General features: G+C 31.0%; 23 protein-coding genes. 17 read left to right on the top strand and 6 right to left on the bottom strand.

What is annotated here, in order from left to right; translation table 11 throughout:
- Positions 1–6: 6 nt before the first annotated feature.
- The 4 genes from metE to luxS form a co-directional block, all read right to left on the bottom strand.
- Positions 7–2,271, bottom strand: coding sequence for a 5-methyltetrahydropteroyltriglutamate--homocysteine S-methyltransferase (gene metE / locus FBF21_RS06370; protein WP_002852733.1), 2,265 nt, complete (start codon positions 2,269–2,271; stop codon positions 7–9).
- Between the two features lie 11 nt (positions 2,272–2,282).
- On the bottom strand, positions 2,283–3,053 hold the full coding sequence (locus FBF21_RS06365) for a MetQ/NlpA family ABC transporter substrate-binding protein (protein ID WP_002898512.1): 771 nt from the start codon (positions 3,051–3,053) through the stop codon (positions 2,283–2,285).
- A gap of 10 nt (positions 3,054–3,063) precedes the next feature.
- Complete coding sequence (locus FBF21_RS06360) at positions 3,064–4,056, bottom strand: isopenicillin N synthase family oxygenase (RefSeq protein ID WP_002869635.1); 993 nt, start codon at positions 4,054–4,056, stop codon at positions 3,064–3,066.
- Between the two features lie 312 nt (positions 4,057–4,368).
- Positions 4,369–4,863, bottom strand: coding sequence for an S-ribosylhomocysteine lyase (gene luxS, locus FBF21_RS06355; protein WP_002859279.1), 495 nt, complete (start codon positions 4,861–4,863; stop codon positions 4,369–4,371).
- 114 nt (positions 4,864–4,977) lie between these two features.
- Here luxS and gatB point away from each other — a divergent pair, with 114 nt between their 5' ends.
- The 3 genes from gatB to FBF21_RS06340 are packed head-to-tail and all read left to right on the top strand — an operon-like array spanning position 4,978 to position 8,477.
- Positions 4,978–6,396, top strand: a complete 1,419-nt coding sequence (gene gatB / locus FBF21_RS06350) for an Asp-tRNA(Asn)/Glu-tRNA(Gln) amidotransferase subunit GatB (RefSeq protein ID WP_052778493.1) — start codon at positions 4,978–4,980, stop codon at positions 6,394–6,396.
- Positions 6,393–7,289, top strand: coding sequence for an NAD(P)H-dependent glycerol-3-phosphate dehydrogenase (locus tag FBF21_RS06345; protein WP_002859277.1), 897 nt, complete (start codon positions 6,393–6,395; stop codon positions 7,287–7,289). The genes gatB and FBF21_RS06345 overlap by 4 nt, the downstream gene beginning before the upstream one ends.
- Positions 7,290–7,298: 9 nt before the next feature.
- A complete protein-coding gene (locus FBF21_RS06340) occupies positions 7,299–8,477 on the top strand; it encodes a metal-dependent hydrolase (protein WP_002856548.1) in 1,179 nt (392 codons plus the stop codon).
- 7 nt (positions 8,478–8,484) lie between these two features.
- Here the strand turns inward: FBF21_RS06340 and FBF21_RS06335 are convergent, their stop codons facing one another.
- On the bottom strand, positions 8,485–10,011 hold the full coding sequence (locus FBF21_RS06335) for an inorganic phosphate transporter (protein WP_002867379.1): 1,527 nt from the start codon (positions 10,009–10,011) through the stop codon (positions 8,485–8,487).
- A 141-nt stretch (positions 10,012–10,152) separates the two neighbouring features.
- Between FBF21_RS06335 and FBF21_RS06330 the strand changes: the two genes are divergently transcribed.
- Entirely contained in the window at positions 10,153–10,959 is an 807-nt protein-coding gene (locus FBF21_RS06330) for an inverse autotransporter beta-barrel domain-containing protein (RefSeq protein WP_002914257.1), read from the top strand.
- Here the strand turns inward: FBF21_RS06330 and FBF21_RS06325 are convergent.
- Positions 10,956–12,332 (bottom strand): cation:dicarboxylase symporter family transporter, encoded by a 1,377-nt coding sequence (locus FBF21_RS06325; RefSeq protein ID WP_002852850.1) that lies wholly within the window; start codon positions 12,330–12,332, stop codon positions 10,956–10,958. The genes FBF21_RS06330 and FBF21_RS06325 overlap by 4 nt on opposite strands.
- Before the next feature lie 268 nt (positions 12,333–12,600).
- Between FBF21_RS06325 and cetC the strand changes: the two genes are divergently transcribed.
- From cetC to fliR, 13 genes are all read left to right on the top strand, one after another.
- Positions 12,601–13,095 (top strand): energy taxis response protein CetC, encoded by a 495-nt coding sequence (cetC, locus tag FBF21_RS06320; protein WP_002852821.1) that lies wholly within the window; start codon positions 12,601–12,603, stop codon positions 13,093–13,095.
- A 119-nt stretch (positions 13,096–13,214) separates the two neighbouring features.
- Entirely contained in the window at positions 13,215–14,594 is a 1,380-nt protein-coding gene (gene cetA / locus FBF21_RS06315) for a bipartate energy taxis response protein CetA (protein WP_168985456.1), read from the top strand.
- A gap of 17 nt (positions 14,595–14,611) precedes the next feature.
- The gene (cetB, locus tag FBF21_RS06310; protein ID WP_002777340.1) at positions 14,612–15,109 is read left to right on the top strand and encodes a bipartate energy taxis response protein CetB; all 498 of its coding nucleotides are present in this window, start codon (positions 14,612–14,614) and stop codon (positions 15,107–15,109) included.
- A gap of 87 nt (positions 15,110–15,196) precedes the next feature.
- On the top strand, positions 15,197–17,056 hold the full coding sequence (gene mnmG / locus FBF21_RS06305) for a tRNA uridine-5-carboxymethylaminomethyl(34) synthesis enzyme MnmG (protein ID WP_002799340.1): 1,860 nt from the start codon (positions 15,197–15,199) through the stop codon (positions 17,054–17,056).
- Positions 17,057–18,343, top strand: a complete 1,287-nt coding sequence (locus tag FBF21_RS06300; RefSeq protein ID WP_002876285.1) for an arsenic transporter — start codon at positions 17,057–17,059, stop codon at positions 18,341–18,343.
- 90 nt (positions 18,344–18,433) lie between these two features.
- Positions 18,434–18,937: a ubiquinol-cytochrome c reductase iron-sulfur subunit gene (petA, locus tag FBF21_RS06295; protein ID WP_002852880.1), complete on the top strand. Its 504-nt coding sequence runs from the start codon at positions 18,434–18,436 to the stop codon at positions 18,935–18,937.
- A gap of 1 nt (position 18,938) precedes the next feature.
- On the top strand, positions 18,939–20,189 hold the full coding sequence (locus FBF21_RS06290) for a cytochrome bc complex cytochrome b subunit (protein WP_002852758.1): 1,251 nt from the start codon (positions 18,939–18,941) through the stop codon (positions 20,187–20,189).
- Positions 20,186–21,310, top strand: a complete 1,125-nt coding sequence (locus FBF21_RS06285; RefSeq protein WP_002876283.1) for a cytochrome c1 — start codon at positions 20,186–20,188, stop codon at positions 21,308–21,310. The genes FBF21_RS06290 and FBF21_RS06285 overlap by 4 nt, the downstream gene beginning before the upstream one ends.
- A 127-nt stretch (positions 21,311–21,437) precedes the next feature.
- Positions 21,438–22,601, top strand: coding sequence for a cyclopropane-fatty-acyl-phospholipid synthase family protein (locus FBF21_RS06280; protein ID WP_002852655.1), 1,164 nt, complete (start codon positions 21,438–21,440; stop codon positions 22,599–22,601).
- 115 nt (positions 22,602–22,716) lie between these two features.
- On the top strand, positions 22,717–23,508 hold the full coding sequence (gene rpsB / locus FBF21_RS06275) for a 30S ribosomal protein S2 (protein WP_002853455.1): 792 nt from the start codon (positions 22,717–22,719) through the stop codon (positions 23,506–23,508).
- A complete protein-coding gene (gene tsf / locus FBF21_RS06270) occupies positions 23,508–24,581 on the top strand; it encodes a translation elongation factor Ts (RefSeq protein WP_002852901.1) in 1,074 nt (357 codons plus the stop codon). Before rpsB ends, tsf begins: the two co-directional genes overlap by 1 nt.
- 12 nt (positions 24,582–24,593) lie before the next feature.
- Positions 24,594–25,229 carry an ABC transporter ATP-binding protein gene (locus tag FBF21_RS06265; protein WP_002852807.1) on the top strand — a complete coding sequence of 212 codons (636 nt, stop codon included), beginning with the start codon at positions 24,594–24,596 and terminating at the stop codon, positions 25,227–25,229.
- Positions 25,216–25,983 carry a flagellar biosynthetic protein FliR gene (gene fliR, locus FBF21_RS06260; protein ID WP_002860425.1) on the top strand — a complete coding sequence of 256 codons (768 nt, stop codon included), beginning with the start codon at positions 25,216–25,218 and terminating at the stop codon, positions 25,981–25,983. The genes FBF21_RS06265 and fliR overlap by 14 nt, the downstream gene beginning before the upstream one ends.
- Positions 25,984–25,987 lie beyond the last annotated feature (4 nt).

Here is a 25,987-nt window from a genome sequence, read left to right as displayed (position 1 = left end):
AACTCCTTATAATTGTTCTCGTATTTTTTGCGTAGCCGTAACTAAATTTTTAAGAGAGGCTATAACTTCTTCATAGGCTCTTGTTTTAAGTCCGCAGTCTGGATTGATCCAAATTTGCTCCTTGGGTAATTTGTTTAAAATTTTTTCTATAGTTAAACTTAATTCTTCTACGCTTGGAACTCTAGGGCTATGTATATCATAAACTCCTGGTCCCACCTCAGTTTTAAAACGAATAGCTTTTAGGGTATCTAAAAGACTTAAGTTTGATCTTGAAGCTTCAAAAGAAATCACATCAGCATCCATAGCGTCAATTTCTTTTAAGATATCGCTAAATTCACTATAACACATATGAGTGTGAATTTGAGTTTTAGCTTTTACCCCACTATGCACAAGATTAAAAGCAGGAATAGCCCAATCTAAATACTCACTATGCCAATCACTTTTCCTTAAAGGCAGTTTTTCACGCAAAGCCGCTTCATCAATTTGTATGATTTTTATACCTGCATTTTCAAGATCTAATACTTCATCTCTTATAGCTAAGGCAATTTGCTCAGTGCTTTCTTTTAGACTAATGTCTTCTCTTGGAAAGGACCAATTAAGTATGGTTACAGGTCCAGTTAGCATACCTTTTACGATTTTTTGACTTAAACTTTGTGCAAATTTAGACCAAGCTAAGGTGATAGGCTTTATGCGCGATACATCACCCCAAATCACAGGAGGTTTAACGCACCTTGTGCCATAGCTTTGCACCCAACCATTTTGAGTAAATAAAAAGCCCTTTAGATTCTCTCCAAAATACTCCACCATATCATTTCTTTCAAATTCTCCATGCACTAAAACATCAAGTCCTATTTCTTCTTGAATTTGTATGCATTCTTTGATTTTTTGTTGGTTAAATTCAGTGTAGTTTTGAGCTGAAATTTTTTCTTGCTTAAAGGCAAGGCGATTAGATCTTACATCAGCACTTTGAGGAAACGAACCTATGGTTGTGGTTGGTAAAAGAGGGAGTTTTAAAAATTCTTTTTGGATTAAGGCGCGTTCTTTAAAACTAGGCGTTCTGGTAAAATCTTCTTTTTTTAAAGCCTTAAGCCTTGCTTTGACTTTTTCATCTAAACGCTCTGGGATATTTTTAAAAAGCTCTTGATTGGCTCTAAAGAGCGGATTTTCTTCGCTAGAATTTAGAATTTCTTTTAAATCTTTAAGTTCTTGAAGTTTTTCTTTGGCAAAGGAAAAAAGTTTAAGATAGTTTGAATCTAATTTGCTTTCAAATTCAGTGCTATAAGGCACATGTAAAAGTGAGCAAGAAGTGTTTAAGATGATATTTTGTGTATATTTTTGAAGCTCTTTAATAAGCTTTAGGCTTTTAGCATAATCATTAGTATAGATATTTTTGCCATTAATAAGACCTGCAAAAAGGATTTTATCTTTAGCAAAGCCGTATTTTTGAACTAAGGCTAAGCTTTGTTTACCTTCGATAAAATCAAGACCCAAAGCATCAAATTTGCTTTCTAAAAGTTTAGGATAAATATCTCTTAAGTCTCCAAAATAGCTTTGAAGTAAAATTTTAAGATCTTTTTTGTGATTTAAAAGTTCTTGGTAAAATTCTTCAAACAAAGCGATATCTTCCTTGCTTAAATCATAAACCAAATAAGGCTCATCAAGTTCAAGCCATGTCACTTTAAGTTCATTTAGTTTATCAAAAAGCTCTATGTAAGCGTTTAAAAGCTTTTCTTTGGCGAGTTTTTGAGTTTTTTCATCTTTAAAGGCAATGAGCTTAAAAAGTGTGAAAATGCCTATTAAAACAGGCTTGCTTTCTATGCCAAGCTCTTTAGCTTCGAGATATTCTTTAAAAATTTTATCCCCTGTTAAAGCTATAATATCAGCATTATCGCACTCAGGCACCAAATAATGATAATTTGTATTGAACCATTTTTTCATTGCTAAGGCTGTAACATCTCCATTTTCTCCTTGATAACCTCGACTTTGAGCAAAGTATTCATCTAAAGCATCTAAATTTAAATTTTTATACTTTGTATGAACAATGTTAAAAAGCACAGCTGCATCTAAGACATTATCATAAAGTGAAAAATCATTACTAGGGATAAAATCAATGCCAGCTTTTTGAATTTCTTGCCAGTGTCTAATCCTTAAATCCTTAGCACTCTTTAAAAGCTCCTCTTTAGAACTTTGGTTTTTAAAGTATTTTTCAATAGCAAATTTTAATTCTCTATTTGCACCTATTCTTGGGTAAGAAATGATTGAATTTTTCATATTTGTTCTCCTTAAAATGTAGGGATTAAAGCACCCTGATATTTTTCTTCTATAAATTTTTTAACTTCATCGCTTTGCAAGGCCTTTACTAGGGCTTTGATTTTAGGAAGGTTTTCATTACCTTCTTTAATGGCGATGATATTGCCATATTCACTATATTTACTTTCTGTATAAAGCCCATCTTTTACAGGGTTTAAACCTGCTAAAATAGCAAAATTGCTATTAATAAGAGAATAATCTACATCATTTAAACTCCTTGTAAGTTGAGCGTCTTTTAACTCTACAAATTTAAGCTTCTTAGGATTTTTAGTGATATCTAAAGGAGTGATGAGCTCATTATCCTTAACTTCTATAAGTCCTTTGCTTGCTACAATGCGTAAAGCACGGCTTTCATTTGTAGGATTATTGGGTATAGAAATGCTTTGTCCTTCCTCTGGGTTAAATTCTTTATATTTTTTTGAATACACTGCCATAGGTTCTATATGGATACTGGCAACTTTTACAAGATGGGTGCCTTGCCTTTGATTGAATTCTTTTAAATAAGGTTCATGCTGAAAATAATTAGCATCTAACTCACCATTTTCAACCATTACATTAGGGATTACCCCATCATTAAATTCATAAATTTTTAAATCATAACCTTGTTTTTGAAGTGCTGATTTTATAAATCTTAAAATATCTGCATGAGGTGTTATAGAAGAGCCAACTTTAAGTTCTTCATCTGCCCATGCAAAACCGGTAAAAAGAGTAGCGACGCAAAAAGCTTTAGTAAATAAAGTCATTTTTTCTCCTTTATGCAAAACTAAATTTTTCTATCAAGTCACTATGATAAATACTTGCTACATCAGGATGAGAGCGTATCATTCTTTTAAAATAATTACTTGCAACATTTCTTAAAAGTGGATTTTTAGGATCAGTATCCACACCTTTGCTTTCTTTGGCAAGCTCTGGATTTAACTTAAAAATAGGTATATCCTTATCAAGTTGCACTCCAAGAAAATAAGCTATGCTAAAGCGTTCTTTTGGGCTTAAATTCACGCGGTGAATAGTAGCTTTTAAATAGCCATTGGTAGCTAGTTCTAAAAATTCTCCTATATTAACTACAACGCTATTTTCAAGTGGGGGTATACTAAGCCATTTACCATCTATAAAAGCTTCAAGTCCGCTTTGTTTTTCTTGAAAAACAAAAGTGATAAGCCCGCCATCTTTATGTGAACCCACGCCTTGAGTAGTGTTTTTTGAACTTTTAGGATAATGTATGATTTTACAATGTTCATAAGAATTTTTTCCATAAAGTTTATCAAAAGCATTGCTAGGTAGATCAAGAGCTTGAGCGAAGGCTTTTAAAAGCTTTAAACAAGCTTTTTTGGTTTGTTTGTGCCAAGTTAAGAAAGTTTTTTTAAGTTCTGGAATTTCACTAGGCCAAAGATTAGGACCTTCTAGTCTTTGCCATAAGGGTGAGTTTAAATTCCAGTTTAAAGCATCTCTTTCTGTGCCTATATCCAGTTGTTCTATATAATCCTTAGATCCTGCTGTGTATTCAAAACCTTCGCTAGTATAACCTCTAAATTGAGGAGAATGTACCATAGAAATAAGCTCTTTCGAACTTCTAGAAAGATTAAAAAATTCTTTGCCAAGTTTGAATAATTTCTCGTTTAAATTTTTATCTATACTGGTATTGATAAGATAAAAAAAACCTATTTTAGAAGCAATTTCTCTTAAATTTTTAAGAAAAGTGCTTTTATCTTTTTCATAAGCTTGTAAATCAAGTATAGGTAAGTTCATTTTTGCTCCTTAAATTAAAATTAAGGATAAGAAGATATTTTGAATTAAAATTTTATTAGAGAAATTTTTGTAAGTTAAGATTTTAAATGAGTATTTTGAAAAAATAAACTTTTTTGACTTTCTTACACATTATATCTCCTTATCCACTTTTTGGACCTTTGGAAACATAATGTTAAGCCAAAGGACGCACTAGATACTACACATCTCGCACATCAGTTTCATTTTTTCTCCTTATTAAAATAATAAAATTTCAAAATCATATATAAAAATATATTAATTAAAGCTTAATTGTTTAAAAAATAAAGATTCTTTTTAAGCATTCTCGAGTTTTAATTCTTTGTTATTCATTATGCTAATACCTAGATTTAAAACCTTTTGGGCAATTTGTTTGGCTTCATCTAAAGAATGCATTGCGCAAGTTCCGCATTGATAGATATTAAGTTCAGGAATTTTGCTTTGATCGCTTACGCTTAAAACATCTTTCATAGCTGCTTTCCAAGCTTTAGCAACACTTTTTTCATCTGGTGTTCCAATTAAACTCATATAAAAACCCGTGCGACAACCCATAGGTGAAATATCAATAATTTCAACTGAATTTGAATTTAAATGATCTCTCATAAATCCTGCAAATAAATGTTCTAAGGTATGAGTACCTTTTTCGCTCATAATGTCTTTATTTGGTATGCAAAAACGCAAATCAAACACGCTAATATCATCGCCCTTAGGTGTTTTCATAACTTTAGCTAAACGCACAGCAGGAGCTGGCATTTTAGTATGGTCAACTTTAAAGCTGTCTAATAATGGCATTTTAACTCCTTAAATATAAATTGTCTAAGAATTATAGCATTTAAAGTTAATATTTAAAGCCTTTCTAAAAGAAAAAAAGATAAAATAAAACATTTAAAAATTCAAGGAAATTTTATGTTTGAAGTAGTTATAGGTCTTGAAGTTCATACTCAGTTAAATACAAAAACAAAAATCTTTTGCTCATGTGCAACTTCTTTTGGAGAAGCTCCAAATACCAATGTTTGTCCCACTTGTTTGGCCTTACCAGGAGCTTTGCCTGTTTTAAATGAAGAGGCTGTAAAAAAAGCTATAGCTTTTGGAAAAGCTGTCAATGCAACAATTAATAAAAAAAGTATTTTTAATCGTAAGAATTATTTTTATCCAGATTTACCTAAAGCCTATCAAATTTCACAATTTGATATCCCTATAGTAGAAAAGGGTGAGCTTTTTATCAATGTAAAGGGTGAAAATAAACGCATAGGTATTACAAGAGCACACTTAGAAGAAGATGCAGGTAAAAATATCCACGAAAATAATTTTTCTAAAGTGGACTTAAATCGTGCAGGAACTCCTTTGCTTGAGATTGTCAGCGAACCTGAGCTTAGAAGTAGCGATGAGGCAGTAGCTTATCTTAAAAAACTTCATTCTATTATACGCTTTTTAGACATTTCAGATGCAAATATGCAAGAAGGAAGTTTTAGATGCGATGCAAATGTTAGTATAAGACCTAAGGGCGATACAAAACTTTATACTAGAGTAGAGATTAAAAATCTTAATTCTTTTCGTTTTATCCAAAAAGCTATAGAATATGAGGTAAAAAGACAAAGTGAGGCTTGGGAAGATGGAACTTACGAACAAGAAGTAGTTCAAGAAACTAGACTTTTTGATACGACAAATTTAGTTACAAGAAGTATGCGTGGCAAAGAAGAAGCGGCAGAATATCGCTATTTTCCTGATCCTGATTTATTGCCTGTTTTATTAAAAGATGAGTTTTTGGATATTAAAATCCCTGAACTTCCTGATGAGAAGAAAGCACGCTTTATAGACGAGCTTGGTATAAAAGAAAGTGATGCTGAGGTTTTAATCAGTTCTTTAGAAATGAGTCGTTTTTTTAAAAGTCTTATTTCTCAAAATTTAAATCCTAAACTTTGTGTAAATTGGTTAAATACTGAACTTATGGGACTTTTAAAAGGAGAATTGACTATAGAAAATTCTCCCGTAGATGCTCAAAAGCTTGGAGTTTTAATTAAACGCATAGAAGATGGCACTATCAGTGCAAAAGCGGCTAAAGATGTTTTGGCTTTTGTATTTGAAAATACTAGCGTGGAAATTGATGAAGCTATAGAAAAGCTAGGACTTAAACAAGTAAGTGATGACTCAGCCATAGAAGCGGTGATTGAACAAATTTTAAATGCAAATGCCGATAAGGTTGCAGAGTATAAAAGTGGTAAAGAGAAGCTTTTTGGATTCTTTGTAGGTCAAACCATGAAAGAAGGCAAAGGAGCTTTTAATCCTGCAAAAGTAAATGAAATTTTAAAAACAAAGCTTGGTTGATGCGTATAGCGGTTATTGGTGCGGGAAAATGGGGCAGTGCTTTACATCTAGCCTTAAAAGAAAATCACAATTGTTTTATCAGTTCTTTGCATCAGCGTGATTTAGAAGATTTTGTTAGCATAAAAGAAGCTTTAGAATGTGAATATCTTGTTTTTGCTTTAAGTTCTCAAGGGATGCGTGCTTGGCTTAAAGAAAATTTCATCAACAAGGGACAAAAAATTTTAATTGCTTCAAAAGGCATAGAAGATCAAAGTTGTCAATTTTTAGATGAAATTTTTTTAGATTTTGTACCAAAAGAAAATTTTTGTGTTTTAAGCGGTCCTTCTTTTGCTGCTGAAGTGATGCAAAAACTTCCTACTGCTTTGATGATTAGCGGGATAAATCAAGAGCTTTGTAAAAAATTTGCAAGTTTTTTCCCTGATTTTATTAAAACTTATATTGATAATGATGTTCGTGGTGCTGAAATTTGTGGTGCTTATAAGAATGTTTTAGCAATTGCAAGTGGGATTAGTGATGGGTTAAAACTTGGTAATAATGCAAGAGCAGCACTGATTTCAAGAGGACTTATAGAAATGCATCGTTTTGGTAAATTTTTTGGCACTAAAGAAGAAACTTTTTTAGGATTGAGTGGGGCAGGGGATTTGTTTTTAACTGCAACGAGTGTTTTATCAAGAAATTATAGAGTGGGTTTAAAACTGGCGCAAAATCAAAAATTAGATAGTATTTTAGCCGAACTTAATGAAGTAGCAGAAGGTGTAAAAACTGCTTATGCTATAGAAAAACTAGCAAAAATGAAAGGAATTTATACACCTATTGTAAATGAAGTAGTGGCAATTTTTAAGGGTAAAAGCGTGCAAGAAGCAACGCAGAATTTATTAAAGCAAAATGATTAAGGAAAAATCATGATAATTAAAAATGCAAAAATTTATGGAGATTCTTTACAAGATATAGAGATTAAAGAAGGAAAAATTACCAATATTGGTTCTAATTTACAAGGCGAAGAAATTTTAGATGCTAAAGGTATGACTTTACTTCCATCTTTTGTGGATTTGTGTGTGAGTTTAAAAAACGATAAATTTTCTTTAGCTAATTTAGAGCTTTTAGAAAATGAGTGTCTAAAAGGAGGAATTTCTAGTATAGTTTTGCGTGATTGCATGGATTTTGATGAAGAAAGTTTTGCTTTATTTTTACAAAATTTAGCTCAAAGAAAGATGCAAATTTTTTCAAGTGTGCGGGTTAAGGATACAAACGGCAAGCTTAAAAATTTAGCCACTCTTTTAAATAAAGGTGCTTGTGCTCTAGAACTTGACAGCTCTTTAGATGCAAATACTTTAAAAGTAAGTTCACAATATGCTTTTATGAAAGACTCTCCAATTTTTGTGCGTTGTTATGATAAGGATTTTGATGATAATGGAGTGATGAATGATTGTGAAATGAGTTTTGAGCTAGGGCTTATAGGCATGAGTAAAATCGCTGAAACTAGCCAGATAGCTAAAATGAAAGAATTGGCTAAATTTTATAAAAATAAAGTTATTTTTGATCTTTTAAGTTTGAAAGATTCTTTAGTATTATTAGATGAAAAGGATTTAAAACTTGTAAGCATTCATCATCTTATCAAAGATGATAGTGCTTGTGAAGATTTTAATACGGCTGCGAAACTTATGCCACCTTTAAGAAGCAAAGAAGATGTTTTGGCTTTAAGAGAGGCTTTAAAAGAAGGAAAGATTAGCTTTTTAACTTCCCTGCATAGTGCAAAATCAATTTCTTTAAAAGATTTAGCTTTTGATGAAGCGGCTTTTGGAATTCATAGCGTATGCGAATTTATAAGTCTTTGTTATACTTTTTTAATCAAAGAAGGATTTTTAAATTGGCAAGAGCTTTGTCGATTTACAAGTAAAAATCCTAGTGAATTTTTAGGTTTAAATAGTGGAGTTATAGAAGTTGGCAAAGAAGCTAATCTAGTTCTTTTTGATGAGAATGAAGAAATTTTTGCTCCAAAAAGTTCTCTTTATTCTGAGGATAAACTTTTTGGAAAGATTAAGATGCATATAATTAAAGGAAAAAATATTTTAGAAAAATAAGCTTTACTTAAATTCCTAAAGATAGTTTAAATCCTAAAAATACAAGTGCTGCCATAATACCAGCGGCTGGTAAAGTGATAATCCAAGCCAATCCTATAGGCTTCATCATAATCCAATTTGCGTTTTTATTATACACTCCTATACCCAAGATAGCACCTATGAGTATATGGGTGGAGCTAACAGGAATTCCAAATTGTGTAGCTAAGAGTATAACTATGCTTGCACCAAGTTCTGCAGAAAATCCAGTAGTAGGCCGTATGGTTGCAAGTTTTGAACCCACTGTAGTAATCACTTCTTTACCTAAAAACCAAAGTCCTACAACTAGAGCAACTCCAAACATAGCTAAAGCAGCAAAAGGTACAGGAGAAGTCGCGTTAATTGTGCCGTTTTTTAAGACATCTAAAATCGCTGCAAAAGGACCTATAGCATTGGCTATATCATTGGCTCCGTGTGAAAATGCAAAACTAGAGGCTGTAAATATTTGAAACCATGAGAAAATTCTATCAGTAGTTTTATTAAGTTCTGTTTTTTTAACGATTTTGACTATAGCAAATGTTACAACATAACTTATAGTTCCTATAATTCCGATAATCCAAAAGTTTTGTAAAATATCCAAAGTGCTAACATTATTTAAACCTTTAAATAAAAACATTGCCGAAATGATAGCAGCAGCAATACAAGCAATGATTGGCATATGAGTTTTTAAAATAGAGTAAATATCTATATCTTTTTCTTGTTCTTTAAATTCCTTCATTTTATTTCTATAGAAATTATTTTCTTGTTCTTCTTCATCCAAAGCTATAGCGGAAAGTTCTTTGATTTGTTCTTCTTGGGATTTTGTTTTTAAATTTAAAAAATATTCTTCTTTGAATTTTTTTCTTTCTTTTTTGATATTTTTCAAATCATCATTTAGTTTTTCTGATGGTTTTAAAATTTTCTTATCAATATATGAATAAATAATATAAGCTACAATACCCCCTAAAAGAGGCGAAGCTACCCAAGAAATAGCTATTCTTAAAATTTCACTCCATTTAACCATAGAGAGTGTTTGGATTCCATCAAATTTTAAAAGCCCCATCATAATACTAGCACCTACAATCCCACCAACTATACTGTGTGTGGTTGATACAGGTAAGCCTTTCTTGGTTGCAATAAAAATCCAAACCCCAGAGCTTAAAAGTGCAGCAAGCATAATGATAACAAAAAGCATAGGATCTAAAGAATTTGGAAAAATAACAATACCGCTGCGTATGGTCTTAGTAACTTCTGCGCCTGCGAAGATTGCCCCGCTTAGCTCAAAAACAGCTGCTATAATTAAAGCTTGTTTAATGGTTACTGTTTTTGCGCCAACGCTTGTTCCAAAAGAATTGGCTACATCATTTCCACCTATATTAAATGCCATAAAAATGCCAAATATAGAAGCAAGAATAAAAAGAATCAATTGATGTTGCGAAATATAACCAAATCCCCAAATAACAAATGCGATAGTACTGATAATAAAAATAACAAAAGCTATGAGGTTGTCTTTTTGCATTAATAACCCTTTTTTATTTTAATTATACACTTATTTACTTTAAATTTGCTAATTTTATTTTTTAGTCTTTGTGGAATTTTTATTTATATTATTTTTTTATAATAAATACTTAAACAAGAAATAATAAGGAATATAAGAATAATGAGGGGTATTTTTTATATAATAGCATTGTTTTCTTTACTCAATGGCGATGAACTTACAGAGGCTTTAGCAAAAAATAATAATCAAAATTCTTGGGAGCACTTTGATTATAAAAATACCAAAGAAGCTCCAAAAATTCAAGAAGAGAATGTGGATTTTAAAAGCACTTTTGATAGCTTACTTTCAAAAACTTTAGAAAATAATAATGGTATAGATAAAACAGATGGGAATTTAGATTTTCAAAATGAAAACGCGCAGGTTAAAAATTTAAGTTCTCTTTATGAGGGGGAGAATAATTCTTTGCTTTTTCAAAAAGAACTTTTTGTGGCTCAAGATAATTATAATTACTCAGGGGGTTTAATCAATCGTTATGAAAAAGATGATTTTTTATTTGGAGTTAATGGTTTTATTGATAAACAAAAAGAACAAAAAGATACTAAAAGCTTTGGTACAGAGTTTGGTTATAGTAAATTTATAAAGGCTTATAGTAATTATTATATACCCAATGAAGCAGAAAAAAAATTACAGCTTGGAATGAGTTTTGTAATTCCAACTTATACCGCTTTTGCTTTTGATATAAGTAAGGATAATGATAAAACTAATTATCAAGTATCTTACTCTCCTTATAGTGTATTTAGTTTAAATTTATTGCGTCGTGATTATAGTACAAGAGAGACTGTTGATGATACTGTTGTTCAAGTTGGATTTAGTTTTAATTTCAATGAAAGTTTTTTAAAGCAATTTAGAAAAAAAGATAATACTTTAGAGGAGGTTAATCGATATGATTTCCTCCAAAGAACTCATTAGTTCATTCCAGCATTATGAAATTTTTCTGGATTGTCCATAGCGTAGCGGAATTTTTCCCAATCAATTTGTTTATCCCAGATAGCAACGATTAAAGCTGCTACTGAATTTCCGCAAAGATTTCCAACCGCTCTCATTTCAGACATAAATTTATCAACACCTAAAAGAACACCTATAGCAGCTACTGGTAGAACTTGTGCTAAGGTTGCATTTGCTTCTGAAATTTCCATATTTCCTAGAGCCGCAAGCGTACTTCCAAGCACTATAAAACCTGATCCAGTTACACCTACTGCACCTTTTGAGGCTATCATTAATACTATTAAAATACTGATTTCGTGTGCTAAACTTAAATTTACATTGAAAGCTTGTGCTAGAAAGATTAAGCTCATAGCTAGATAAATATTTGTACAATCAAGATTAAAACTATATCCCGTTGGTAAAACAAGTCCGACTGTTGCTTTAGAAAGTCCTGCTTTTTCTAGTTTTCTCATTAAAGGAGCAAGTGCAGACTCGCTTGAACTGGTTGCAAAAACGATCAATACTTCTCTTGAGATAAATCTCATAAATTTGAAGATATTTACTTTTGCAAAATAACAAATCAGACCTAAGATTCCAAATATAAAAACAAGACATGAAATCAGCATTACTAAAAGTAAATATGCTAAGTTGATCAAAGAGCCAATTCCGTATTGAGCTATGAGTACAGCCATTGCTGAAAAGGCGGCAATAGGACTAAAATACATAATGATTTGTAGAATTTTAAAAACAAAATTTTGTACCACTTCAAAAACTCTTTGAATTGCCTGTTTGTCTTCTATTCTCATTAAAGAAATAATCAAAGCAGTAATTATGGCAATAACTAAAACTTGTATGGTTTTTCCTTCTGTAAAAGGTGTGATAATATCAGTAGGCATAGCATCTTTTAAAATATGCATAATCTCAGAGCTCGCACTTACTTCTGTGGTTTGAGAAATGTATTTTTGAACGCTTTTTGTATCAAGTTGACTTGGATCAAGATTCATTCCATGGCCTGGTTGCATAACATTTGCCATAAAAATACCTATAGCAAGTGCTAAAGTACTTACAACTTCAAAGTAAATAACCGCTTTAGCACCAATGCTACCTACTTTTTTTAAACTTTCAAGACTAATGATGCCCAAAACCAAAGTAACAAAAATAATAGGGCCTATAAGAACCTTTAAAGCACCTATAAAATAATCAACTCCTGGTTTGCTAGCAATGGCTAATTCTTTATCTGTATAGCCAAGTACAATACCTGTAATAATGCCTATAATCACCCAAAATCCAAGACTTTTTATAATACGTTTATATAAAGGCGGTTTTCTTTCAGCTAAAGTTTGACTTAAAGTTTCCAAGTTTATTCACTCCTTTTGATCTTTGTAAAATATAATTTTAACAATGTGTATCGTAAATTTTAACAAAAAAACAAATCTAGAAATACTTTCTTTTATATGATATGATAATTTTTTATATAAACGTTACAAAATTTCTCATTATTTGCATTATAAAATTTAAAATATTTTTGAAAATTTTATAATTTTGTAATTCAGTTTGCTTTTTGTTATTTATTATTGGTAATAATTCTATTTTTGATTTATTTGTTTTATTGGGATGTTTTAAATTATGAAAGAAATAGTTTTGTCTGAAAATGCTTTAATTACTTCTAAAACAGATCTTAAGGGGAATATCATTTATGCCAATAATGACTTTTTAAAATACGCAGGTTATAAAGTCGATGAGCTTTTATATAAATCTCATAATATAGTAAGACATGAAGATATGCCACGCACTGTATTTAAATGTCTTTGGGATTATATTCAAAAAGGAGATGAAATTTTTGCATTTGTGAAAAATAAATCCAAAGATGGTAATTTTTACTGGGTTTTTGCAAATGTAAGTGCTTCATTTGATGCTAATGGAGATATCATCAATTATTATTCTGTTCGTCGTGCACCCAATAGAAAATCTCTTTCTATAATTGAAGAAGTTTATAAAATTTTACTTGAAAAAGAGCAAAAATCAGGCATTAATGCTGGAGTTTCAGCTTTAATGGATATTGTAAGTTCTTATAAAATGACTTATAATGAACTTATTTTTAACTTACAAGAAAATAACTAAATAAGATATATTTAATCTTTTTTATTGTATAATTTTCGCCTAAAAATTAAAGTAATATATTATTAAAGTATTGTTTTGATTTATGATTTCAAAAAATTTTCAATAAAAGGGGTAAATTTATGGTGAAAAATGGATTATTATCAACTATTTTTCTAAGTGTTATCGGTGTTTTAGGTGTCATTTTTATTCATATTTTTGTTGGAGCGATAATTTTTGTTTTAATCGCTGTTTTAATGATTTATTTGCTTAGACAACACAAAGATGAGCAAATAATGATAGATAAACTTTTGGTTCTTTGTAGAGAGTTAAAAGAAGGAAATTTTGACAATAGAATTATCTATGTAAAAACAAAAAGCAAAAAATTAGCCGAAATAGCAGATAATCTTAACAATACTATTGATGGGCTAGAAGCTTACTTAAGGGAAATTAATACTTCTATTTCTTGTTCTCAAAAAGGTGAATTTTATCGCAAGGCTTTGCCTGAAGGTTTAAAAGGAATTTTTGCTCATAATATCGAATTTATAAATAAAGCTTTAGCAAACATAGAAGTGACAGCAAGATCTACTTTTAAAAATGCTTTATCAAGAACTTTAATGGATTTAAGCCTTGGAAATCAAAGTAAAGACATGTCTCAAATTTCTAGCTCATTAAATCAAGATATTAGCATGATGAAGAATGTATATGATACAGTGGATGCCATTTCTCATACAGCTACAGAAAATGGTTCAGAGGTGGATTCTCTTCAAAGTGCTATGGGTTCTTTAATGGATGTTGTAAATTCGAGCAAGGAGACAGTACAAACTTTTGTGGCTAATTCACAAAATATCACTTCAGTGGTTGAAGTAATACGCGATATAGCCGATCAAACCAATCTTCTAGCTTTAAATGCTGCTATTGAAGCTGCGCGTGCAGGAGAGCATGGTAGGGGCTTTGCGGTTGTGGCTGATGAAGTTAGAAAGTTAGCAGAAAGAACTCAAAGATCTACAAGCGAAATTTCTATTGCAATTCAGACTATGCAACAAGATTTTGTAAATATCCAAAGTGGCAGTGAGCAAGTTTTTAACATTGTTAGTGAATCTGAAGAAAGAATTAATAAATTTTCTCAAGCTTTTAAACGTCTAGAAGAAAATAGTAGTGCTCTTGGTGTTAATTTTGGATCCTTTGCAAAGAGATTGATTTTGTCTGTGGTTAAAATCGATCATATTCTTTATAAATCAAATATATATTTAAATTTAAATGGGGTTCAAAATTTCAATCTTGAAAGTGTAGATCCAATTTCTAATCTTTGTCAAGATGAGAGAGCTCAAGGTGTTATTAATGAGCTTAGTTCTGAAACTGAGTTAAATTTAGCTAAAGAATTTATAAAAGATAACGCTAAAAAAGCAATAGAAGAATCAAGTCAAGATTATATCGATCAAAAAGCTTATGATGCGATTGTAAATGATATTAAATCACTAGAGCAAAGAAGTGCTGAAATCTTAGCAAAATTAAAAATATAAATTAAGAGGGTGGGAAAATGTCAAGAGAAATTTTTTTACAAGAAGATAGTTTAATTACTTCTAAAACAGATTTAAAAGGTAAAATAGTTTATGCAAATGATGATTTTTTAAAGTATGCAGGTTATACCATGGGTGAAGTTTTAAATAAACCTCATAACATAGTAAGACATGAAGAGATGCCAAAAACTGTTTTTAAATATTTATGGGATTATATGAAAGAAGGCAAAGAAATTTTTGCTTACGTAAAAAATAAAACCAAAGATAACAATTACTATTGGGTTTTTGCAAATGTAACCCCATCAATAGATGTTAATAATAATATCATAGGTTATTATTCCGTTCGTCGTATGCCAAATAAAAGCGCTATTTCTACAATAGAAAGTCTTTATAGCGATCTTTTAAGAGCAGAACAGCAACAAGGCTTAAATAAGGGTGTTGAGATGCTTAAAAATTTCTGCAAAGATGCAGATAAAACTTATAATGAGCTAATCTTTTCTCTTCAAGAAGCTAAATAAATTTTTGTTAGACTTAAAACGAGTTTGTTTTAAGTCTAAATATTATATAATCTTTCTTTTAAAAATTCACATTTTTCAAGGCAAAATATGTTTGATGTCATTGTTATAGGTGGTGGACATGCAGGTGTTGAAGCAAGTGCTGCTGCTGCTAGAATGGGTAAAAAAACCTTACTTTTAACTACATTGATTGAGCAAATAGGAGCGGCAAGTTGTAATCCAGCCATAGGTGGACTTGCTAAAGGGCATTTGGTAAAAGAACTTGATGCCATGGGTGGTCTTATGGGTGAAATCACCGATGAAGCAGGGATACAATTTCGCATTTTAAATGAAAGTAAGGGTGTAGCCGTTCAAGGAAGTAGGGCACAAATTGATATGGATAAATACCGTATCATTGCACGTAATAAACTTTTAAAACTTCCAAATTTAGAAATTTCTCAAGAACAAGCGAGTGTTTTAATCGTAGAAAATGATGAAGTTAAAGGCGTAAAAACAAATTTAGAAAATATATATTTTGCCAAAAAAGTCATCCTAACAACAGGAACTTTTTTAAATGGACTTATTCACGTAGGTGAAAATAAACTTCAAGCAGGAAGGGTAGGGGAGCTTGCTTCGGTAAATTTAGGAAATTATCTGCAAACTTTGGGTTTAAAAATGGGACGTTTAAAAACAGGAACTTGCCCAAGAGTAGATGCAAAAAGCATTGATTTTAGTGTGCTTGAAATTCAAGATGGTGATGTAAATCCTAAAGCTTTTAGTTTTCGTTCAAGAAATTTTAATCCTACTCAACTTCCTTGTTATATTGCACGCACTAATACAACTACACATGAGATTATTAAGAATAATTTTTATCGTGCTCCACTTTTTACGGGACAGATTGAAGGTGTGGGGCCAAGGTATTGTCCTTCTATAGAAGATAAGATCAATCGTTTTAGCGACAAAGAAAGTCATCATCTTTTTATAGAGCCTCAAACTATCGATGCGACGGAGTATTATATTAACGGTTTTTCTACTTCTTTACCTTATGAAGTACAAACTCAAATGTTGCGTTCTGTAAAAGGTTTTGAAAATGCTAAAATAACCCGTTTTGGTTATGCTATAGAATATGATTATATAGAGCCAACTGAACTTAAGCATACTTTAGAACTTAAAAAGATTAAAAATCTTTATTGTGCAGGACAGATTAATGGAACTACAGGTTATGAAGAGGCTGCAGCACAAGGCTTTATGGCAGGAATCAATGCAAGTTTAAGCATAGATATGAAAGAGCCTTTGATTTTAAGGCGTGATGAAGCTTATATAGGAGTTTTAATCGATGATTTAGTAATAAAAGGTACAAAAGAACCTTATAGAATGTTTACTTCAAGAGCGGAATTTAGACTGCTTTTAAGGGAAGAAAATGCTATACTTAGACTTGGAAAATATGGCTATGATTTAGGGCTTTTAAGCGAGCAAGATTTTACTTATATACAAAATATCGCAAACAATCTTCAAAAAGGACTTGAATTTTTACTTTCTAAAGAATTTACGCCTAACAACCAAAATAATGCTTTTTTAGAGAGTTTAGGAGAAGATAAAATTTCTTCTATAGTCAATCTTCAAAAAATTGTTGCAAGAGCAAGTTTTGATATAGAAAAATTAAAAAAACTTGACCCTATATTTGAAACCATGGATCATTACTCCTTAAGAGAGATTTTAAATGAGGCAAAGTATTATCATTACATTAGTATGCAAAAAGCTCAAGTAGAAAAAATGAAAAATCTTAGTGAGCTTAAAATTCCTGAAAATTTTGATTTTAAAAGTGTAAGTGGTTTGAGTAATGAGGTTGTAGAAAAGCTTAATCATCATAAACCTCCAACCATTTTTGCTGCAAGTCAAATCAGTGGAATCACTCCTGCAGCGTTGGATATTTTGCAAATTTATATCAAAATGCAAAAGAAAAAAGCTTAAATGCTTGCTTTTTTTATTTTTTTATCTACTTTAGTTTTACTTTTTTGGCGTCCATGGAATTTACCTATTTGGGTATTTTCTAGCTTGGGGGCTTTTTTTGTTTTTATTTTTCAATTGGTAGATTTTAAAGATGCTTTTTTTGTTTTTTCTTTGGTTTGGGATAGTTCTTTAACTTTGGTTGGGTTGATTATCCTTTCTTTTAGCTTGGAAGCTTTGGGATTTTTTGATTTTATTGCGAGTAAAATTTTGTATTTTTCTAGAGAGAAAAATCAAGAAAAAATTTATATCAGTACAAAAAAAATGATGTTATTTTTGTTGATTTTTGTATTTTTTCTTTCTGCATTTTTTGCTAACGATGGAGCGATTTTAATCATTACACCTATTATTATAGCTTTATTTTCAACTCTTAAAGATTGTAAAAATCATGCTTTTATTTTAAGTTCTTTTTTACTTAGCCTTTCTTTTTTATGTGATGCAAGTTCAAACGCTTTGGTTATTTCAAATTTAACCAATATCATCACAGCAAATTATTTTAAGATAGAATTTTTAGAATTTGCTAAAAATATGTTTTTGCCAAATTTTTTTGTTTTGCTTTCTACTATAGTTACGGTTTTTGTGCTTTATGTGAGAGTTTTACCTAAAAGGCTTGAATTTAAATTAATCAAAAAAGAGCAAATTTCATTGAAATTGTTTTTTCTTTGCATAGTATTTTTATTTCTTTTTGTTATCAGTTTTTTTATAGGTGAAATTTTTAATATTAAAATAAGTTTTTTTGCTTTGCTTTGGGCGGGAATTTTTTGGCTTATTATTTTAAAAATTCAAGGTAAAAAAAGTATTAAAATTCTTTTTGAAGCACCTTATGGAGTTTTGCTTTTTAGTTTTGGGCTTTATATGGTGGTTTTTGCTTTACATAAAATAGGTGTGAGTGAAATTTTGGTTAAAAGCTATGCTTTTTTGATGCAAGATAAGAGTGGAATTTTTGGTGTGGCTTTGATTTCAGCTTTTGGATCTTCTGTGTTTAATAATTTGCCTATGGTTTTAATCGGAGATTTGGCATTAAAAGAATATTTTGAGAATTTTTCTTTTGATTCTTTGATGATTTATGCACATCTTTTAGGTGTAAATATAGGTCCAAAACTTACGCCAATAGGTTCTTTAGCAACTTTGCTTTGGCTTGGAGTTTTGGCTAGAAAAGGCATTAATATTTCTTTTTGGCAATATTGTAAATTTGGCTTTTTGATAACTTTACCTGTGCTTGTTTTTTCTCTTTTTGCTCTTATTGTCTAAATATCAAAACTTGTTAAACAAAGAAAAAATTTATTTTAATTTCGATAAACTTTTAACTTGGTTAAAAAATAAAATCGAAAGGAGCAAGTTATGGCTACATCTGAGAGTAGACGAAGCTTTATGGGCTTTGCATTTGGAAGCGTAGCTGCTGTAGGCGGTGTTTTCTCACTTGTTGCGATGAAAAAAACTTGGGATCCGCTTCCAAGTGTTAAAGCTGCAGGTTTTACTACAGTAGATTTATCAGGAATGCAAGATGGAGAGCTTAGAACTATAGAATGGCGTAAAAAGCCTATTTTTATATTAAAAAAAGATGCGAGTATGCCAAAAGATGAAAAACGTGATGTTGTGGTAGATAACGCAGCTTATACTGTGGTTATAGGACTTTGTACGCATTTGGGTTGTATACCTGCTTACCAACCAAGTGAGCAATTGTTTAAATGCGCCTGTCATGGTGGAGAATTTGACACAAGTGGAAAAAATGTCTTTGGACCTCCTCCAAAGCCTCTTGAAATTCCTCCTTTTAAAATTGATGGAACCAAGCTTGTTTTAGGTGAAGAGGGTCCTGAATATAAAAAAATGATAGCGGAGGCTTAAGATGGCACAAATTAGAAAAGCTAATGGTCTTGTAGATTGGCTTGATCAAAGACTTGCGGTACATAAACTGCTTGATGTTTTAATGGTAAAATATTGGATACCAAAGCAAATTAACTTTCTTTGGGCAATGGGGGTTATTTTAACCACTCTTTTTGCAGTGCTTTTTGTTACAGGACTTTTACTTGTGATGTATTATAAACCAGATACTGCACTTGCTTTTGATAGTGTGAATAAGACTATTATGCAAGAGGTGGACTATGGATGGCTTTGGCGTCACATGCATGGTGTTGCCGCTTCTGTTGTATTTTTGATTATATACATACATATGCTAACAGGAATTTATTACGGTTCTTATAAAAAAGGTCGTGAGATGATTTGGGTTAGCGGTATGCTTTTGTTTGTTGTATTTTCTGCTGAAGCTTTTAGTGGGTATATGCTTCCTTGGGGACAAATGAGTTATTGGGCAGCTCAAGTAATCACTAATCTTTTTGGAGGGATACCATTTATTGGCCCTGAGCTTGTGATTTGGATTCGTGGAGATTATGCGGTTTCTGATCCAACTTTAACAAGATTTTTTATGCTTCATGTGTGCTTGCTTCCTATAGTTATCATTGCTATTATAGCATTTCACTTCTATTCTTTAAGAATTCCTCATGTTAATAATGAAATTTCTGAAGAACTTGACTTTGATTTAGAGGCTGAAAAATACATGGCAGGTGACACAAAGGGTTCTAAAGTGATTCCTTTTTGGCCAGGATTTTTATCAAAAGATTTTATGTATATAAGCTTTTTTATGATTTTCTTCTTTTATTTGGTCTGTTTTAAATTTGAATTTGCAATGGATCCAATTAATTTTGATCCAGCTAATGCGCTTAAAACACCAGCTCATATTTATCCTGAGTGGTATTTCTTATGGAGTTATGAAGTTTTAAGAGGATTTTTCTTTGATATTGCAGGTATTAAAGCTTTTGATATAGGTTTGGCTGCATTTGGTATTGCTCAAGTGATTTTCTTCTTGCTTCCTTGGCTTGATAGAAGTGATGTGGTAAAACCAGCTCATGAAAGACCTTTATTTTTCATTTGGTTTTGGATATTGCTTATCGATTTAATTGTTTTAACAGTTTATGGAAAATTACCTCCAACAGGTGTAAATGCTTGGGTAGGATTTTACGCTTCTATAGTATTTTTACTTTTACTTATTGTAGTTTTACCGGTTATTACTATTATGGAGAGAAAAGGAGCTAAACAATGAGAGAAATAAAAATATTTTTAGTTGTAGTAGTTTTTACTGCACTTGTATATTGGGGGGTGGAGCCTTATGCTCATTCAGTGATGAAGCCTCATGTTGCTCCTGCAAATTTTGATTTTGCTGTTGAAGATACTACTTTTGCAAAAGGTATAGTTGAAGCTAAAGAATTAGCTCTAAAAGATGCACAAGCTTCAGGAGATGCTAAAAGAATAGAGAGTGCAAACAAAGAACTTGAAAAAGCAAAAGAAGAATTAAGCAAGGTTGAAACACTTTGGGCAGATGTTGCAAAAATCGATTTTGCTAAGGGTGATGCAAAAAAAGGTAAAGAATTTTTTGAAAATATCTGTTTTGCATGTCATGGTGTAAAAGAAGATGGAATAGCAGCTAATATTACTGATTCTTCTATGGGAGTAATACCGCCTGATCTTAGTGCAGCTGGTGCTATTTTTGATGAAAAATTTTTAGCAGCTTTGATTATGCATCCTGCGCTTGCTTTAAAAGTAGATCATAAATTTGGCGATGCTTTTATTATGACAGCTTACAATAAAGATACTTCAGGAGAAAGTGAAGAAGCTACAAATGCAAATATAGCCAATGTAATTGCTTATCTTAAAGATGTGAGTGTTAAATTTGAAGCCAATGAAGATGCTACTATTAAGAAAGATGTTGAGGCAAAATATGCTAAAATGGAAAATAGTGCTCAAAAAGCAGCTTTAATGGAAAAAGATATAAAATTTGCTAAAGATAAAGCAACTTTTATTGAGGCTTGCGGACGTTGTCATGATATGAAATACGATAGCTTTTTTACTCCATCAAATCAAAATGATTTAAAAACTTATTTAGGTTCTGTTCCACCTGATCTTTCTATGATGATAAGATCTCGTGGTGAGCAATATTTACATGATTTTATTAATAATACTCAAAAACTTCTTCCAGGAACCGCTATGCCAAGAGTAGGTTTAACAGAAGCTGCACAGGCTAAGGTTGTATCTTATATTGATCAAGTGGGTGATAGCAAAAAAGAAGAAAGAAAAACTACAGGAATTTATGTAATGATATTCTTTGTAATTTTAAGTATTTTTGCTATAGGTTGGAAGCGTTCTGTTTGGTCTAAATTACATTAGTATTATAAAATTTTTGCCACTATTTTATATCTGTGGCAAAAATTCTATCTTTTCTTCAATTTTATCAAATTTTAAACATAATTAAGAGATACTATCAAATAATAATTTTTATTAGTTGGAGTATGTCATGCTTGAAAAACAAATGATTAAATTTATTCTTTCAAAATGGAATTATGGAAATTTTAGAATTGTATTTTGGGATCAAGAAGAATTTCATGTGGGTAATCAGCCTGCTAAATTTTCTTTAATTTTCAAAGAAAAAATACCTTTTTTAAAATTATTTAGTGATACGAGTTTAGTTTTTGCAAAACATTATATGGAGTCTAAACTAGAAATAGAAGGTGATTATGATGAAATAGCTAAAGTTTTGTATTATTTTTCAAATAAGCGTTTTTTAAAAAATACAGAGGATATCTTGAGTAAAATAGCCCAAAAACAGGAAAGTAAAAATATCAAAAGTCATTATGATATAGGTAATGATTTTTATAAGCTTTGGCTTGATGATACTATGAGCTATTCTTGCGCTTATTTTAAAGAGCCTAATAATACTCTTTATGAAGCTCAAATTAACAAAATAGAACATACTCTTAAAAAACTTGATTTAAAAGAAGGAGAAAAGCTTTTAGATATAGGTTGTGGCTGGGGTTGGCTTTCTATTATGGCGGCTCAAAAGTATGGAGTTAAGGTTGTTGGAATTACTATTTCAGAGGAGCAGTGTAAAAAAGCTAAGGAAAGAGTAAAAGAACTTGGTCTTGAAGATAAAATAGAAATAAGACTTCAAAATTATCAAGATTTAGAATTTGAAAATTATTTTGATAAAGTTGTTTCTGTGGGTATGTTTGAACATGTAGGCAAAGAGAATTTAGGACTTTATTTCATGAAAGTAAAACAAGTGTTAAAACCTGGAGGTTCTATGCTTTTACATTCTATTTTAGCCATGTTTGAAGGAAAAACAAATGCTTGGATAGATAAATATATTTTTCCAGGAGGATATTTACCTTCTTTAAGAGAGGTTGTAAGTGCTATGAGTGAGTGGGATTTTCATCTTCTTTTAGCAGAAAGTTTAAGAATGCACTATGCAAAAACTTTAGATTTATGGGATGAAAATTTTAACAAAGTATTGGACAAGGTAAGGGAAAAATATGATGAAGAATTTATAAGAATGTGGGATTTATACCTTCGTTCTTGTGCCTCTGCTTTTCGTGTTGGAAGCGTGGATTTGTTTCAATTTTTAATCACAAAAGAAATCAATAATAATCTAAGCCTTACCAAGGACTACATATATAAGTAAAAACTAAACTTAAATTTGATAAAATCTTAGCTTCATTTCACACGCATCAATCCTTTTTAGCTTGTGTAAATTAAGGGATGTGGAGGAATAAAGCTAAATTTATAAGGAGAAACTCATGGTTAGTATGAGAGATTTATTAGAATGCGGTGTGCATTTTGGACACCAAACAAGACGCTGGAATCCAAAGATGAAAAAATTCATTTTTGGCGAGAGAAAAGGTATTTATGTAATTGATTTACAAAAAACTTTAAGATATTTTAGATATACCTATAATATCGTTCGTGACGCTGCTGCCGAAGGAAAAACTATACTTTTTGTCGGGACAAAAAAACAAGCAGGTGGAGCGATTAAAGAATACGCTGAAAAATGCGGTATGCCTTATGTAAATCATAGATGGCTTGGCGGTATGATGACAAATTTTGGTACCATTCGCCAATCAATTAGAAAATTAGAAGTAATTGAAAAAATGGAAGAAGATGGAAGTATTAAACTTTTAACTAAAAAAGAAGCTTTAATGCTTACAAGAAAAAAAGAAAAATTATTAGCTTATTTAGGTGGAATTCGTTATATGAAAACTCAACCTGATATGATTTTTGTTATTGACACAGTAAAAGAAAAAATTGCTGTTCAAGAAGCAAATAGATTAAGAATTCCTGTTGTAGCTCCACTAGATACAAACTGCGATCCTGACTTGGTAACTTATCCTATTCCAGGAAATGATGATGCAATTCGTTCAGTGCAACTTTTCTGCCAAGAAATGGCTGAAGCGATTAATGAAGGAAAAGCTTTAAGAGAACAAGATGGCGAAGCTTTAGCAAATGAAGAAAAAGAAATCACCGATGAAGAGAAAAAAGAAGTTTTAGATGAAGCGATGAGCGAAGAAGACTTCGGTGAGGAGCAAGAATAATGGCTGAAATTACTGCTGCAATGGTAAAAGAACTCCGCGAAAGTACAGGCGCGGGGATGATGGATTGTAAAAATGCTTTGAGTGAAACTAATGGAGATTTTGATAAAGCAGTACAACTTTTAAGAGAAAAAGGTTTAGGTAAGGCTGCTAAAAAAGCAGATAGACTTGCTGCAGAAGGTTTAGTAAGTGTAAAAGTAAGTGATGATTTTACAAGCGCAACTGTAAGTGAGATTAATTCCGAAACAGATTTTGTGGCAAAAAATGATCAGTTTATCGCTTTAACAAAAGATACTACAGCTCATATTCAAAGCAATAGCTTGCAAAGTGTGGAAGAGCTTCACTCAAGTACGATTAATGGTGTAAAATTTGAAGAATATTTAAAAAGTCAAATTGCAACTATAGGAGAAAACTTAGTTGTAAGAAGATTTGCAACTTTAAAAGCAGGTGCTAACGGCGTTGTAAATGGTTATATTCATACAAATGGCCGTGTTGGTGTTGTGATCGCTGCAGCTTGTGATAGTGCTGAAGTAGCTTCAAAATCAAGAGATTTATTAAGACAAATTTGTATGCATATTGCAGCAATGAGACCAAGTTATTTAAGTTATGAAGATTTGGATATGACTTTTGTTGAAAATGAATACAAAGCTTTGGTTGCTGAACTTGAAAAAGAAAATGAAGAAAGACGCAGACTTAAAGATCCAAATAAACCTGAACATAAAATTCCTCAATTTGCAAGTCGCAAACAATTAAGCGATGCAATTTTAAAAGAAGCTGAAGAAAAAATCAAAGAAGAACTTAAAGCTCAAGGTAAACCTGAAAAAATTTGGGATAATATTATCCCGGGCAAAATGAATAGTTTTATAGCTGATAATTCTCAACTCGATAGCAAACTTACTTTAATGGGTCAGTTTTATGTAATGGATGATAAAAAAACTGTAGAACAAGTAATTGCTGAAAAAGAAAAAGAATTTGGCGGAAAAATTAAAATTGTTGAATTTATTTGCTTTGAAGTTGGCGAAGGTTTAGAAAAGAAAACTGAAGATTTTGCGGCTGAAGTTGCTGCACAACTTTAAAAACGGTTAAAAATGGAACTCTTAAGAGCGGAAAATTTAAGCCATAGTTTTGATTATCCGCTTTTTGAGGGTTTAAATCTTACTTTAAATACCAAAGATTGCATTGCTATTCAAGGGAGTAGCGGTTGTGGTAAATCTACTCTTTTGCATATACTTTCTTCTTTATTGATTCCAAAAAAAGGTGAAGTTTTTTTTAAAGGTTCTAGTCTTTATCAGATAGATGAAAACGAAAGATTAAAAATTCGCCGTTATGATTTTGGTATTATTTTTCAGACACATTATCTTTTTAAAGGTTTTTCGGCTTTAGAAAATATCGAACTTGCTAGTGTTTTATCGGGTCAAGATTTAGATGAGAAAATTTTAAAAAGGTTAGGTATTGATACGCTTTTACATCAAAAAATAGGAAAGCTTAGCGGCGGACAACAACAGCGTGTGAGTATCGCACGTGTGCTTTGTAAAAAACCAAAGATTATTTTTGCTGATGAAGCAACTGGAAATTTGGATTTTGATAATGCTAAAAATGTTATCGAGCTTTTAATTTCCTATGTTAAAGAAAATGATGCAGCTTTATTTTTTGTAACTCACGATAGCAAGCTTGCAAGTTTTTGTGATAAAACTTATACTATAAACGCCAATGGAATTTGTTAATTATTTAGGTGATAAAAATGTTGTAACTTTTATGTTGCTTCTTGCTAGAATGAGTGGTCTTATAGTTTTTTTTCCTTTTTTTTCACATAATTCTATTCCTATGGTGATAAAAAGTACTATAGTTTTATTTTTGACTATGTATTTATATCCTTTGGCTAGATTAGAATCTTTGCATTTAGATAGTTTTTTTGTTTTACAGCTTATTAGTGAAGTGATTTTTGGAATGATAGCAGGATTAATGCTTCAAATTATTTTTGCTATTATTATGATGGCAGGTGAGCAGATTGCTTTTACTATGGGATTTACTATGGCAAGTATATTAGATCCAAGTTCTGGAACGAGTATGCCTATCACATCTCAAATTTTAAATTTACTTGCTTTGATGTTTTTTCTTGCTTTTGATGGCCATCATTTAATGCTTTTGTTTTTAAGTCATTCTTTGGGTTATATTAGTTTAGGTGGATTTTATCCGCATGAGAATTTAATGCATTATTTAAATATGGGTATGTTTAATATTTTCATCATAGGTTTTGCTATGAGCTTTCCTATACTTGGAATTTCACTTTTAGCCGATGTTATTTTTGGACTTTTGATGAAAACAATGCCACAATTTAATCTTTTAGTTATTGGCTATCCTATAAAGATAGCTCTAGGTTTTGTAGTTTTGATTGCTATTTTACTAGTTATGATGCAATATTTTAAAAATTTAATTTTAGAACTTTTTACTCATATGCAAACTCTTTTTTTCTCCTAAGGAA

Source organism: Campylobacter sp. CFSAN093238, from assembly GCF_012898015.1.
Classification (GTDB): Bacteria; Campylobacterota; Campylobacteria; order Campylobacterales; family Campylobacteraceae; genus Campylobacter_D; species Campylobacter_D jejuni.
Note: the sequence above shows the minus strand (reverse complement) of the source record. Positions and strands in the feature narration are given on the sequence as shown.

What these genes read in the sequence shown, in the direction of transcription:
- metE (WP_002852733.1), bottom strand. Translation starts at nt 2,271, where the DNA reads ATGAAAAATTCAATCATTTCTTACCCAAGAATAGGTGCAAATAGAGAA.
- FBF21_RS06365 (WP_002898512.1), bottom strand. Translation starts at nt 3,053, where the DNA reads ATGACTTTATTTACTAAAGCTTTTTGCGTCGCTACTCTTTTTACCGGT.
- FBF21_RS06360 (WP_002869635.1), bottom strand. Translation starts at nt 4,056, where the DNA reads ATGAACTTACCTATACTTGATTTACAAGCTTATGAAAAAGATAAAAGC.
- luxS (WP_002859279.1), bottom strand. Translation starts at nt 4,863, where the DNA reads ATGCCATTATTAGACAGCTTTAAAGTTGACCATACTAAAATGCCAGCT.
- gatB (WP_052778493.1), top strand. Translation starts at nt 4,978, where the DNA reads ATGTTTGAAGTAGTTATAGGTCTTGAAGTTCATACTCAGTTAAATACA.
- FBF21_RS06340 (WP_002856548.1), top strand. Translation starts at nt 7,299, where the DNA reads ATGATAATTAAAAATGCAAAAATTTATGGAGATTCTTTACAAGATATA.
- FBF21_RS06335 (WP_002867379.1), bottom strand. Translation starts at nt 10,011, where the DNA reads ATGCAAAAAGACAACCTCATAGCTTTTGTTATTTTTATTATCAGTACT.
- FBF21_RS06330 (WP_002914257.1), top strand. Translation starts at nt 10,153, where the DNA reads ATGAGGGGTATTTTTTATATAATAGCATTGTTTTCTTTACTCAATGGC.
- cetC (WP_002852821.1), top strand. Translation starts at nt 12,601, where the DNA reads ATGAAAGAAATAGTTTTGTCTGAAAATGCTTTAATTACTTCTAAAACA.
- cetA (WP_168985456.1), top strand. Translation starts at nt 13,215, where the DNA reads ATGGTGAAAAATGGATTATTATCAACTATTTTTCTAAGTGTTATCGGT.
- cetB (WP_002777340.1), top strand. Translation starts at nt 14,612, where the DNA reads ATGTCAAGAGAAATTTTTTTACAAGAAGATAGTTTAATTACTTCTAAA.
- mnmG (WP_002799340.1), top strand. Translation starts at nt 15,197, where the DNA reads ATGTTTGATGTCATTGTTATAGGTGGTGGACATGCAGGTGTTGAAGCA.
- FBF21_RS06300 (WP_002876285.1), top strand. Translation starts at nt 17,057, where the DNA reads ATGCTTGCTTTTTTTATTTTTTTATCTACTTTAGTTTTACTTTTTTGG.
- petA (WP_002852880.1), top strand. Translation starts at nt 18,434, where the DNA reads ATGGCTACATCTGAGAGTAGACGAAGCTTTATGGGCTTTGCATTTGGA.
- FBF21_RS06290 (WP_002852758.1), top strand. Translation starts at nt 18,939, where the DNA reads ATGGCACAAATTAGAAAAGCTAATGGTCTTGTAGATTGGCTTGATCAA.
- FBF21_RS06285 (WP_002876283.1), top strand. Translation starts at nt 20,186, where the DNA reads ATGAGAGAAATAAAAATATTTTTAGTTGTAGTAGTTTTTACTGCACTT.
- FBF21_RS06280 (WP_002852655.1), top strand. Translation starts at nt 21,438, where the DNA reads ATGCTTGAAAAACAAATGATTAAATTTATTCTTTCAAAATGGAATTAT.
- rpsB (WP_002853455.1), top strand. Translation starts at nt 22,717, where the DNA reads ATGGTTAGTATGAGAGATTTATTAGAATGCGGTGTGCATTTTGGACAC.
- tsf (WP_002852901.1), top strand. Translation starts at nt 23,508, where the DNA reads ATGGCTGAAATTACTGCTGCAATGGTAAAAGAACTCCGCGAAAGTACA.
- FBF21_RS06265 (WP_002852807.1), top strand. Translation starts at nt 24,594, where the DNA reads ATGGAACTCTTAAGAGCGGAAAATTTAAGCCATAGTTTTGATTATCCG.
- fliR (WP_002860425.1), top strand. Translation starts at nt 25,216, where the DNA reads ATGGAATTTGTTAATTATTTAGGTGATAAAAATGTTGTAACTTTTATG.